The sequence below is a fragment of the Afipia sp. MLSD5-FHT05B12 genome, from assembly GCF_058793355.1.
Map to the genome: position 1 here is coordinate 114668 of NZ_JBXAFS010000005.1, position 13029 is coordinate 127696.

The window sequence follows — 13029 nt, forward strand, 5'->3', positions numbered from 1 at the left end:
CCTTAACGATTGTTTCTTTGAACAATCGGTAAGCCGGAAATTTCGGAGCGTCAACGCACAGTGAGGCGCAGGAAACTCATGATGCAGCCGAGCGCGCCGAAACCGGCGCCCAGCGCCAGCGCGAAAGTCGCGCCCTGATGGCCGGCAAGTGCGAAACACAGCGCAGCCAATGCCGCCCCCAGAGTCTGCCCGATCAGGCGCGCGGTCGCGACGATACCGCTTGCCCCGCCGCTGCGCCCGGCCGGTGCGCTGCTCATGATGGCCTTCATATTCGGGGACTGGAAGAAGCCGAACCCGCAGCCACAGATCGCCATGCGCCAGACAATATCGGCGACGCTCGGTGACGCCGGCAGCATCGCCAACAGCGCCATTCCGATCCCGAGTATGAGGAGCCCCAATCCGCCCAGCAGGCCAGCGGGATGCCGATCCGACAGACGCCCTGCGATGGGCGCCATGATGCCAACCACGACGGACCACGGCGTCATGAAGAAGCCGGTCTCGACCTGGGTGCGATGAAGCACGTCCTCGAAGTAGAACGGCAGCGATACGAAGGCGAGCCCCTGCACGGCGAACGAACACACCGCGGTCGCAACCGACAATGAGAACATCGGCCTGCGAAACAGATCGATCGGCAGCATTGGAGCCGGATGATCCGCCTGCCTGCGCAGCAGCCACGCGCCGAAAATCACCGCGCCGATGAGTTCGACAGCGACAACGCCGACCGGCGCCTTGTGGGCTGCGCTGCCGATTCCGAGAATAAAGAGACAGAGACTGATCGATGTCAGCAGCGCGCCGGGAAAGTCGAAAGCATGGGCCGCGCGCGGCGTCCGCGGCAGCGTCTTGATGCCGATCAGCATCGCAGCCACGCCGAACGGAATGTTGATCGCGAACAGCCACGGCCACGATGCGACCGAAAGGATGCCCGAGGCGAGCGCCGGGCCAAGCGTAAACGCGGTTGCGACCACCAGCGCATTGTTACCGAAGCCGCGCCCGTGAAGCCTTGACGGATACACGAACCTGACGAGAGCCGTGTTGACACTCATCACGCCGGCCGCGCCGAGCCCTTGCAGCACGCGCGCGATCAGCAGCGTCGGCAAGGACCACGCCAAGGCACACGCCAGCGAAGCGACCGTAAAGAGCAGCAGTCCGCCGAGATAAATCCGCTGATGACCGACGATTTCCCCAAGCGCCGCCAGCGGCAGCAGCGTCGCAACCATGGCGATCTGGTACACGTTCACGACCCAGATCACGTCGGCTGGCGTTGTGTTGAGGTCAGCGGCAATCGCGGGGAGCGCGATATTGGCAATGGCCGTATCCAGCGCCGACATCGCGAGCGCGGTGAAGATCGCAAGCACCGCCCAACGCCTGGTTTCCGGTGGGAGACCATCGGTCACGGGAGGCAACTTCGCCGAAATAGCGTCCATTTCGCGAAGTGTCCTGAGGCGGTTTGCGCGTTGTGTGAGGTGCGTATGTAGCCGGAATGGTTGCCGACCTGCACTGGCAGTACTGCATGCGGCATATGCACAGCACGATAGAGGTGTCGCAGCTACACGATCTTGTGAGCCTGCATCCAGCCAATATTCAAGGGGAACTCAGGGAGTCCTCTCCGAGGTAACGAATCCGCGCCTCGGTCCATGATTCCTTCTGTATGGTGTCGAGAATTGCGATCGACAGCGATTTTCGCAGCGGACTGTCCGCAGGCAAGGCGAACGCGTAATTCTGCGTCTCGATCGAAATATCCAGCAGCTTGAGCCGCGACGCGTATCCCTGACGAATGGCCCACGCAAGAAGAGGCTTGTCGTAGACGAACGCATCGAGACGGCCTGCCCGCAAGGCTTTCAGTCCCTCGCCGGGCGTATCATAGAGGTGGAACTTGATCTTGCGCCGGAGAAGATCGCCCTCGGACGACGTCCCCTTAACGGTCCCGACGCGCACCGACGTTAGGTCGGAGACGCCATAAATCGTTCCCTGGATCTGCGAGGTGGTGAGCACCGACGTTACCCCCGCAGTAAACACCGCAATCGTGATGACAGACACGACCAGCCAGATGGTCGCGACGCTTCGGCCCAGAATGGTTTGCGGCCCCTTCTCCGCCGACGATCGCTGCGTCATCGCCAGCGTCGACCACCAGACGCTGGAGCTGATCCCCTTGGTGACGCTGCCGCCGAAATATTCGTTCTGCCGCCGCTCCAATAGCCAGACGAGAATGCCTGCGCCCAGCGTCAGTCCGATGAGCGCAAAGATGGCTTGCAGGAAATTGAACGAGGTCATCGCCCGGCGCAGGGTGCCCCAGTTCATCACGCTGACGATTGGGACAGCGATGCCTGTACCGGTCGAATAATAGGACTGGGTGAAATCCAGAATCTTTTCGCGATCCACGGTGACCGTGATCGCGCCGACGGCGACATCGAAATTCCCGGTAGCGGTTTCCTCGATCAGCTGGGGCATGTCCCGGACTTCGACAAAACGATACTTCAGGTTCGCATTCTTCGCGACCTGTCGCCAAAGCTCGATGCTGAGGCCCGACCACGCCCCGTCGGATCCCTTCAGGGCGAACGGCGGCGCATCCTTGACGCCAACCACAAGCTCGGTTTTCGGAATCGCCGATGTCTCCTGCGCTTGTGCCAACGGCAGGACGGACAACCACATGAGTACCAGACAGGCTATTCGAAGAACCATCGTCTCTTCCGCAAGACCGCTAAATTCGGGTGACGAAGCAGTGACAGAATTTGATGAGCATGGCGTTACCAAAAAATGCCCACTCTGAACGCGAAATACAGCTATCACGGCTGCTTTGTGAGCCCGCATGACTACTGCTATACCTGAATATCTCATTCCAAGCCCGCAGGATCGAAAGAGCACTCCCATGAAGGCCTATGTCTACGGCGCGAACGGCGCCGCGATCACCGATGCCCCGAAGCCCGCACCGAAGGGCCCGCAGGTTCTGGTGAAGGTTTACGCCTGTGGCATGAACCGGGCTGATCTCGGCATGATCAAGGGTCATGTCCACGGCGCGGCCGGCGGCGTTGGCACGGTGCTTGGCATGGAATGGGCGGGCGAGATCGTCGAACTCGGACCTGACGCAAAGGGTGTAGAAGTCGGAGACCGCGTGATGGGCTCCGGGCCCGGCGGCTATGCCGAATATGCAGTTACCGACTACGGCCGCCTGTTTCCGATTCCCGCATCGATGGATTTCGAGCAGGCAGCCTCGCTGACGCTGGCGCTGACCACGATGCACAACGCGGTTGTCACCAACGGCGCGCTTCAGCCCGGCCAGAATCTGCTCGTGCAGGGTGCGAGTTCAGGCGTCGGGCTGATGGCGCAGCAGATCGCCAGGCTCAAGGGCGCGAAGCTTGTGATCGGCTCGTCGACCGATCCGAAGCGCCGCGCTCAGCTCACCGACTGGGGGGCGGATCTCGCGATCGACTCGAACGATCCGGCGTGGGTGGATCAGGTGTTGAAGGCCACCGGCGGTGCGGGCGTCGACGTCATTGTCGATCAGGTGTCCGGCAAGCTTGCGAACCAGAATCTTGCCGCGACGAAAGTGCTCGGGCGCATCATCAACGTGGGGCGGCTTGGCGGCACCCACGGCGATTTCGATTTCGACCTGCATGCCGCGCGCCGCATCCAGTACATCGGCGTGACCTTCCGCACCCGCTCGATTGAGGAAATCCGCGACATCTTCGCCGCCGTGAAGCAGGACATCTGGCCCGCCGTGGAATCCGGCAAGCTCAAGCTGCCGATCGACCGCGTATTCCCGTTCGGCGACATTGCGCAGGCTGTGGACTACATGTCCGCGAACAAGCATTTCGGCAAGATTGTCCTCAAGCTCTGACCTAATATCCCACCTGCGAATGATACGCATTTTGAATCGCGAACTCTCGCATTGAGTTCGCCGCGAGGCCGTGACAAGACGCGCGCATTGAGGAGCCGATGAGCGCAGTCAAGCAACAAGTAGCCGCGATATCGATCGTCGCCAGCGCCAGCATGGCAGCGATCAAATTCGTCGTGGGCGTAGCCATCGGCAGCCTCGCGCTGATTTCCGAGGCGCTGCATTCGTCGGTCGATCTGATCGCCACCGTCGTGACATGGATCGTGGTGCGGGTGTCCGACAAGCCCGCCGATGCAGAGCATCATTACGGCCATGGCAAGCTTGAAAGCCTCTCGGCGCTGGGTGTGATCGCCCTGCTCTATATTCTGGCCGGCGGCATCGTGGTCGAGGCCTATAGCCGCCTGCGCGAGGGCGTGGCGCCGCCGACATTGACCGCCCTGCCTTTTGTCGTGCTGGTCGTGGACATCGTGGTGAACTTCTGGCGCGCGCGGGCCCTTCACAAAACCGCGATGGCCACCAAGAGTCAGGCGCTGGAGGCCGACGCGCTGCACTTCGCCTCTGATGTGTTGGGCTCGTTCGCCGTCATCATCGGCCTCGCGCTTTCTGCCGTCGGCTATGCCTGGGGCGACGCCGGCGCGGCCATCGCCGTCGCCGTGCTGATTTCAATCCTGGGATTGCGGCTCGGCAAATCCACCATCGAGACGCTGTTGGACCGCGCGCCGGACGGCGCGTCCGAGAAGGCCGAGGACGCAATCCGCGCCATTCCCGGCGTGGTCGATGTGGAGCGGCTGCGCGTGCGGATGGTCGGCGCCCGGCATTTCGTCGATGCGACCGTGCAGGTCCCCCGCACCTACCCCATCGACCGTATCGACAACATCAAGCGCAAGGCACAGGATGCCGTGACCACGGCGCTTCACGACGCCGACCTGACCTTCACCGCGGTGCCAGTCGCGCGCAGCAATGAAAGTGTGCGCGACCGGATCATGGTGATCGCGCGCAATTCCGGCCTCGCGATCCACCATGTGACGGTCCATGACCTCGGCGGGAAGCTGACGGTGAGTATCGACCTCGAAGTCGATGGCGACATGCCCCTGAACGAGGCTCATGACATCGCGCACCGGCTTGAACATGCGATCCGCGATGAGTTCGGAGCCGATGTCGAGGTCGATACCCACATCGAGCCGCTCGAACCGGAACTTCCCCACGGCACCGATGCCGCCGCGGATCGCGTCGAGGAGATCCAGTTGGCGCTGTCGCGCTACGCATCCGAGAGTGGTGCGATCCATGACGTGCATAATGTGCGGGTGCGCGATACCGATGCAGGCGAGATCGTGAACTTTCACTGCCGCGCGGTGCCTTCGATGAGCGTCATCGACGTTCATCGGAAGGTCGACGAGATCGAACGCGCCCTGCGCCGGGCGTTTCCGTCAGTGAAGCGCGTCATTAGCCACGCTGAACCCGCGCGCTGACCCTCAGCCGCCCTGTTCTCGTTTCGGACTCACGTTTGCGCATCGAAACGAGTCCGATTTTCCTTGGGACAAGATTTATTTTGAATTAACGATTCGTTGACTCTCGACAGCCTCCGAAAACTGGATTCAAATCACATTGATTCGGAGGGTTGGGGAAAGCCTCCCGAACGGGGTGCAGACAAGAAAATTCGAGGGGCAAGGAATGGCGCGTTCGCACGCAGCGACCACGTGTGTCCAATCCGATTCTATCAAGGGATTGGCACAGTCGATCGCGAAGCCGGCATATCACCGGCTGCTGATCGCAGAGCCAACGCTGCGGCGCGCCGTTCCCACCCTGATCATCGCCTTTCTCATCACCATCTGCATCGGCGCCTTCGTCCAGGTCCTCGACCAGACCCGGCAAAAGCGCGCATCGGTCAAACGCGATCTCTCAGCGCTGGCAGACGTGCTGGCGGAACGTCTCGACCGCATTGTCCTGACGCGTCAGGACCGTGCGGCGTCGGCCGAGCGGCTTCAGAGCCTGTTGCCCGGCTTGGTGCCCTCATGGGGCACCGCCGCCGGCCGCCATATCATTGTGACCAGCCCCGACCAGCGCATCATCGCAAGAGTTTCCATCGATGTGCCGAACGATGACGCCAGCCGTCTGATCGATGTTCTCAGCGCCACGCAACTGCTGACCTTGCAGGGAACGCAAACCGGCGTTGTCGAAGTCAACCTTCCGAACACATCCCGCGCCCTTGCCACCCAGCGCACCGTCAAATCGATGCCCGGCCAGGTCGTCGTGGTTCAGGAACAGATCGAATCTCCGTGGCGCTCGGATGCCGCCTTGCAAATCACGCTGTCTGCAACCACCGGGTTTGTCGTGCTGATCCTCGGCTTCGCATTCCATTGGCAATCCACCCGCGCCCGGGAAGGCGACCTGATCAACGACGCCGTGCGCGCACGGATTGACACGGCGCTGAATCGCGGCCGCTGCGGACTATGGGACTGGGACCTGTCGCGTGGGCGTATCTTCTGGTCGCAATCAATGTTCGAACTGCTCGGACTGGAAAGCCGCAGCGACCTGCTGACGTTCGGCGAAATCAATGCGCTGGTCAAAACCGACGATATCGACCTCTTCCACATCGCCGATCAGCTTGTCTCCGGCAATATCGATCACATCGATCAGACATTCCGCATGCGCCATGCGAACGGCCACTGGATCTGGCTGCGTGTACGCTGCGAACTCAGTCAGGGCCAGAGTGACAACGGCTGCCACCTCATCGGCATCGCAGTCGATATTACCGAGCAGAAGAGCCTTGCCGAAAAGACCGTCGAAGCCGACCTGCGGCTGCGCGACGCCATCGAGACAATCCCGGAAGCCTTCGTGCTGTGGGATGCCGACAACCGCCTCGTACTCTGCAACTCGCATTTCAAGCGGTTACACAAGCTTCCCGACTCCGCCGTCAAACAAGGCACCTCTTACGAGACCGTGATCGAAGTCGGCAGCATGCCGGAAATCCGCACCCGGTTGCCGAACTCCCTCGCCCCAGGTGCCCGTACCTTCGAAGCCCAACTGGAAGACGGAAGCTGGCTCAACATCAGCGAACGCCGCACCAAGGACGGCGGCTACGTCTCCGTCGGCACCGACATCACCCAGATCAAGCTGCATGAGCAGAAGCTGATCGACAACGACCTTCGCCTTACCGCCAACGTGATCGATCTGAAGCGCTCGCAGGCGGAACTGGAGCGTCAGGCCCAGTTGCTCGCCGAACTCGCACAGAAATATGCCGAGGAAAAGACGCGGGCCGAGGAAGCCAACCAGACCAAGTCGAAATTCCTCGCCAACATGAGCCACGAACTGCGGACTCCGCTGAACGCCATCATCGGATTCTCGGAGGTGATGGGCAGCGGCATGTTCGGTGCGCTCGGCTCCGAGAAGTATCAGGAATATTGCAATGACATCATGACCAGCGGAAACTACCTGCTGGACGTCATCAACGACATCCTCGACATGTCGAAGATCGAGGCAGGCCGCATGAAGCTCGATTACGAGCCGCTCGACCTCGCGCAGACTCTCACCGAGTCCCTCCGCGTCGTCTCCGGTCGGGCCGAGAACAAGAACCTTACCGTGGAGGCGGATATCCGTGGTGCGATCCCGATCGTCGCCGACCGCCGCGCCATGAAGCAGATCGCCGTCAATCTTCTGTCCAACGCGGTGAAGTTCACCCCGGACAATGGCAAGATCACGGTGCGCAGCCGGATGCGCAACGGTTCGATCGTACTCACTATCGCCGACAGCGGCATCGGCATCGCGCGCCAGTCGCTGGCGAAGCTCGGCCGGCCGTTCGAGCAGGTCGAAAGCCAGCTCACCAAGAGCTATCACGGCTCCGGTCTTGGACTTGCCATCGCAAAGTCGCTTGCCAACCTGCACGGCGGCTCGATGAAACTGCGCTCGAAGCTCGGCGCGGGAACCATCGTTTGCGTGACGCTGCCGTGCGGACACAGCGAACAACCGGCTCCCAGCATTATTGCCGAGGCGATCCCTCAAGCAGCTTCAGGAAAACCTCGCGCACCTCGTTCTGCGTCTCGCGCACCCGCGCCTCAAGCGCCGAAAAATCCGGCGCGTCTCCAGCCCGCGTCAGCACCCGCAGAAGATCCTCCCCAGCTGTCTCTGGTTTGAACTTCCCGATCACGCAAAGGCGGATGATCTGCGTGAGATCATGATAGAGCCGTGATGCCGCCCGCAGGATATCGGCATCGGATTGCGGCAGCACCCCAAGCCTCGCGGCATTGTCCAGCACCTGCACCGTGCTGACATTGAGAATCCCGGGCTTGTCCGCCGCATGAATGAGCTGAAGATACTGGGCGATGAACTCGATATCGACCATGCCGCCGGCGGCATTCTTCAGATCCCAGATGTCGCTCTCGCCTTTTTCCTCGGCAATGGCACGGCGCATTTCGAGAACGTCGTTGGCAATGATGCCGGTCTCTCGCTTGCGTGTCAGCACATCGCGAATGACGGCTTCGATCTTGGTCTGAAACTCCGGTGACGCTGAAATGACGCGGGCCCGCGTCAGCGCCATGTGCTCCCAGGTCCAGGCTTCGTGTTCCTGATACTCGGCGAAAGAGTCGATGCGCGAGGCCAGCGGCCCCGCGCGGCCCGACGGCCGCAACCGCATATCAACCTCATACAACACGCCGTAATTGGTGCGCGTGGTGAAGGCACTGATGAGGCGCTGGGTCAGCCGCGCGAAATACTGCGATCCCTCCAGTGGACGATTGCCGTCGGACTCCGGAGCCTCATGATCGAAATCATAAATCAGGATAAGGTCGAGGTCGGACGACGCCGTCATCTCGCGGCTGCCGAGCTTGCCCATCGCCACGATGGCAGTTTCCTGGTCCTTGATCCGCCCGTGCTGTTCCGCGAACTGGTCCATCACCAGCCCATGCACCGTATGCGCAATGCCCTCGGCCACATCGGCGAACGCGACGCTTGCGTGTTGCGCCGACACCGTGCCGGAGAGGATACGCGTGCCGATCAAGAACAGGCTTTCCTGCCCGAACAACCGCAGGCGATCCAGAAACTCCTCATATGAATTCGCGTCGGACAATGTCGCCGCGAGGCGCGAGGACAGTTCGCGTTGATCCGGCATGGCGCCGAAGAAGCGCGGATCGATCAGGCCGTCCATGATCTGCGGCTGGCGGGCCAGCATATCGCTCAGGCGCGGCGCTGCTCCCAGTACGAGCGCGACCAGCGCGACCATGTCCTTGTTCTGGCTCAAGAGCGAAATCAGCCGCCCGCCCCGCTGCAAGGCCTGGAGGAATCGGTCGAACGCAGTCACCGCGTCATCCGGCTCCTCGGCGCGCGACAGCCCGCGCATCAGATCGGGAACGAACTCGTTGAAGGCCTGACGCGTCGCCTCCACCTTGAACACGCGATACTCGCCGTTCATCCAGCGATGGACGGTTTCCGCCACCATCTTGGGCTTTCTGAAACCGAGCGTCAGAAGATGTTCGAGCAGCCGGTTGTCGTCGGAGCCCTTGCTGTAATCGATGTCTGGCAGTTTTTCAGTGCCGGTCGGATCACCCTCGAACAGCCGGCTGTAATGGTTCTGCACGCAATTCAGATGCGCCAGCAGATCCTTCGCGAAAGCCGCGCGGTCGTTGTATCCAAAGAACCGTGCGAAGCGCTCGACGGCCTCGGCTTCGGTCGGCAAGGCGTGGGTCTGCTCGTCCGCGATCATTTGCAGGCGATGCTCGACCCTTCGCAGGAATTCATAGGCCGAGGTCAGTTCGTCGCGCGCCTCGATCGTGATCCAGTTGCTTGCAGCGAGAATGTCCAGCGCTTCCAGCGTCGGACGTACACGCAGTTCGGGATGCCGTCCGCCCGCGATCAGTTGCTGGGTTTGGGCAAAGAACTCGATCTCGCGAATACCTCCGCGGCCAACCTTGACGTTGTGGCCTTCGACTGAAATTTCGTTCTGGCCGCGAAACGTCTGCATCTGCCGCTTCATGTCGTGGACATCGGCGAGTGCCGCGAAATCCAGATGCTTGCGCCAGACGAAGGGCGCGATCTCGGCGAGGAGTGCGTTGCCGGCTTTCTGATCGCCTGCGCACGGCAGTGCCTTGATCATCGCGGCGCGCTCCCAAGTGCGGCCCTCGCGCTCATAGTAATGCAGCGCCGCCGCCGTCGAGATCGCCACCGGCGTGGACGCCGGATCGGGCCGCAGCCGCAGATCGACGCGGAACACGTAACCGTCGGCGGTGCGCTGTTGCAGCAGGCGCGACAGCCCCTGTGCGATCTTGACGAAGAACGGCGACGGCTCGATGCCCTCGGCCAGCGTCGGCGCTTCCAACTCGTAGAACACGATCAGGTCGATGTCGCTGGAGTAATTCAGTTCACCCGCCCCCATCTTGCCCATGGCGAGTACGACGAGGCCGCTCCCGAATTCGGGATGCTCCGCATCGGGCGGCAGCAAGCGTCCGCGCGCTGCTTCCTGCTTCAGCAGAAAGCGGATGGCGCACCGAACGGAGGTCACCGCGATGTCGGTCAGGGCCCGCGTCACGCGCATCACCGGCCAGACGCCGCCGATGTCGCACAGCGCGATCATCAATGCGGCTTCGGATCTCATCCGGCGCAGCACCGTCATGACATCGGCTTCGCTCGCGGCGGCAGCGACGTCGGCCACCGCCTTGCCGATCAGTGCGGCGAGATGATCGTCGGGATCGCATTGAAGCAGCCGCACGACACGGCCCGCATCCGCGCGCATCAGATCGAACAAGTATGGCGAGGCTTCCGCGATGCCCTCAAAGATCGCTTTCGCGCGCGGGAGGGAACCGGACACCTCCCTGAGCGCGCTCGCGGCCTCAGGCGGTGCGTCGCCCAGCCAACCGGCAAGCCGCCGCTCGGCGTCCTGCGGTGCAAACAGTTTCGGCCCGGCCACAAAACGGGCTGCCAGGGTGGGCTGGTCGGCACAGCCCATCTCAGGTGAACTCATACGGCCTTCTGTTCCACGCCCCGGTTCGGGATCACAAGCGTCACGCGCAGCCCCGGCTGGCTGTCGGCGAGTCGCAGGTCGCCACCATGCAACGTCGCGACAGCCGATGCCAGACTCAAACCGAGCCCGGATCCGGGCTGGGTGCGACTGGCTTCCAGCCGGACAAACCGCTCGACCGCGCGCTGGCGGTCGGCCTCTGGAATACCAGGCCCGTGGTCTGTGACACTGAGAAGAACATTGTCCCCGTCCCGGTGCGCCTCAATCAGGATATCGGGCGATTTTGCGGGGGCTTTGACATCGGCGGATGAGGGCGCAGCAACCGGCTGGCCATATTTGATGGCGTTCTCGACCAGATTGGCAAGCGCCTGGCTGATCAGTTCGCGGTTGCCGTGAATCGTGGCGGGGTCGGCTGCGACCTCAAGGGTCAGGCCCTTGTCCTCCGCCAGCGGCTCATAGAGTTCATGGATGCCATGGGCGACTTCGGCCGCGTCAAAATCGGTCATATTGTCACGCGCCTGGCCGGATTCGGCGCGCGCAATCATCAGCAGCGCGTTGAAGGTCCGGATCAAGCCATCGGATTCATCGATGGTCCGTTCCAGCGCCGCCCGGTACTCGCCCTCGTTGCCGGCTCTCGCCAGAGCTTCTTCGGCGCGGTTGCGCAGCCGTGTCAGCGGCGTCTTCAGATCATGCGCGATATTGTCGGACACTTCCTTGAGTCCGGCCATCAGCGCCTCAATGCGCTCCAGCATCGCGTTGAGATTTTCCGCAAGCCGGTCGATCTCGTCGCCGCTTCGCCCCACCGGCAATCGCTCGCTGAGATCACCCGCCATAATGCGCTGGGTGGTGCCGGTCATGGCGTCGATCCGGCGCAACACGCGGCGTGCGACGAACACGCCGCCGCCAAGACCGAGTACGACCACGATCAGGACCGACCACTGCGCAGCCTTCGCGACGATACCAAACAGCCGCCGCCGCTCTTCAAGATCGCGTCCGATCAGCAGCCGGAAACCGCCAGACAACTGCGACACGCGCACCAGCGCGAAATGATTCTTGGTGTCGGTCTCTTCCAGCCGTTTATAGAAGGTCTCGGCCCAGCCGGGCTTGTCCATCACACCTGGCGCAAGCGAGGCAACATTGCCGGCGACGCCCTGCCCTTGCGGCGTTGTCACGAGATAGAGATTGGCGCCGGGGCGCAATGCGCGCCCTTCGACCGCGGACACCAGACCGCGCAATCCGCCGCGCGTATACTGATCGGTCAGTTCGCTCAGTTCGGAATTGACAGTCTCGGCGATCTGCTCGGTGATCATGCGCCGCGTGTTCCAGGCGAAATAGCCCAGCAGCGACGCCGCGAACAGTGCAAACAGAAACAGATAGACCAGCGTCAGCCGGAACGCTGTCGTTCGTATCAGTTTACCGAATGCCGTCACGGACCATGTATCCGGCACCACGAATGGTATGCAGCAGCGGTTTGTCGTGTCCCTTGTCGATCTTGGAGCGCAACCGCGAAATATGCACGTCGATCACGTTGGTCTGCGGATCGAAATGATAATCCCAGACGTTTTCGAGCAGCATGGTCCGGGTGACGACCTGCCCGGCATGCTTCATCAAATATTCGAGCAGCCGGAATTCGCGCGGCTGCAATGTAATTTCGGTCGTGCCGCGCTTGACCTGATGCGAGAGCCGGTCGAGCTCGAGATCGCCGACGCGGTAAGTCGTTTCCTCGGACGGACCGCCATGACGGCGCGACAGCACCTCGACGCGCGCCAGCAATTCGGCGAATGAATAAGGCTTCGGCAGATAGTCGTCGCCGCCGGCACGCAGGCCCTTGATGCGGTCGTCGACCTGACCGAGCGCCGAGAGGATCAGCGCCGGGGTGTGATTGCCCTTGCCGCGCAACGTGCCGATGATCGACAGCCCGTCGCGCTTTGGCAGCATACGGTCGATCACGAGTACGTCGTAATCGCCGGACTCCGCCAGCGCGAGGCCTTCCTCGCCATCGCTCGCATGATCGGCGATATGGCCGACCTCGCGAAACGCCTTCACGAGATAGTCCGCCGACTCGCGGTCGTCTTCTACGATGAGCAGTCGCATCTGTGATTCGGTATGGGCCTGAACAGCGGAGCTTTGTGTCACCATGGCGCGATGATCGTCCTCATGCAAGGCAGCGAATGACGTGCCGCGACCGCCAGCCCCTCACATGAAAACGGGCGGCGAAGCTGGGGGACCTCGCCGCCCGCACTGCACGACC

Annotated in this window: 7 protein-coding genes and 1 pseudogene; 3 read left to right on the plus strand and 5 right to left on the minus strand. The window is 62.1% G+C overall.

Annotated elements, in window-relative coordinates; all coding sequences use genetic code 11:
• Positions 1-50 precede the first annotated feature (50 nt).
• Positions 51-1424, minus strand: a complete 1374-nt coding sequence (locus AC1Q6J_RS09500) for an MFS transporter (protein ID WP_492279070.1) — start codon at positions 1422-1424, stop codon at positions 51-53.
• Between the two features lie 157 nt (positions 1425-1581).
• Positions 1582-2679 (minus strand): transporter substrate-binding domain-containing protein, encoded by a 1098-nt coding sequence (locus tag AC1Q6J_RS09505; RefSeq protein ID WP_492279071.1) that lies wholly within the window; start codon positions 2677-2679, stop codon positions 1582-1584.
• Positions 2680-2866: 187 nt separating this feature from the next.
• Between AC1Q6J_RS09505 and AC1Q6J_RS09510 the strand changes: the two genes are divergently transcribed.
• The 3 genes from AC1Q6J_RS09510 (at position 2867) to AC1Q6J_RS09520 (ending at position 7963) form a co-directional block, all read left to right on the plus strand.
• Complete coding sequence (locus AC1Q6J_RS09510) at positions 2867-3835, plus strand: zinc-binding dehydrogenase (protein ID WP_492279072.1); 969 nt, start codon at positions 2867-2869, stop codon at positions 3833-3835.
• A gap of 98 nt (positions 3836-3933) precedes the next feature.
• On the plus strand, positions 3934-5301 hold the full coding sequence (locus AC1Q6J_RS09515; protein ID WP_492279073.1) for a cation diffusion facilitator family transporter: 1368 nt from the start codon (positions 3934-3936) through the stop codon (positions 5299-5301).
• Between the two features lie 202 nt (positions 5302-5503).
• On the plus strand, positions 5504-7963 hold the full coding sequence (locus AC1Q6J_RS09520) for a PAS domain-containing sensor histidine kinase (RefSeq protein ID WP_492279074.1): 2460 nt from the start codon (positions 5504-5506) through the stop codon (positions 7961-7963).
• On the opposite strand, the pseudogene AC1Q6J_RS09525 reads toward AC1Q6J_RS09520, so the two are convergent.
• From AC1Q6J_RS09525 to AC1Q6J_RS09535, 3 genes and pseudogenes are all read right to left on the minus strand, one after another.
• Positions 7884-10781: pseudogene (locus tag AC1Q6J_RS09525) on the minus strand (bifunctional [glutamine synthetase] adenylyltransferase/[glutamine synthetase]-adenylyl-L-tyrosine phosphorylase); the annotation flags it as partial. The gene AC1Q6J_RS09520 and the pseudogene AC1Q6J_RS09525 sit on opposite strands and share 80 nt — an antisense overlap.
• Positions 10778-12208 carry a sensor histidine kinase gene (locus AC1Q6J_RS09530; protein WP_492279075.1) on the minus strand — a complete coding sequence of 477 codons (1431 nt, stop codon included), beginning with the start codon at positions 12206-12208 and terminating at the stop codon, positions 10778-10780. The pseudogene AC1Q6J_RS09525 and the gene AC1Q6J_RS09530, both read right to left, overlap by 4 nt.
• Positions 12192-12917: a response regulator transcription factor gene (locus tag AC1Q6J_RS09535; protein WP_492279076.1), complete on the minus strand. Its 726-nt coding sequence runs from the start codon at positions 12915-12917 to the stop codon at positions 12192-12194. Before AC1Q6J_RS09535 ends, AC1Q6J_RS09530 begins: the two co-directional genes overlap by 17 nt.
• Between the last annotated feature and the right edge of the window lie 112 nt (positions 12918-13029).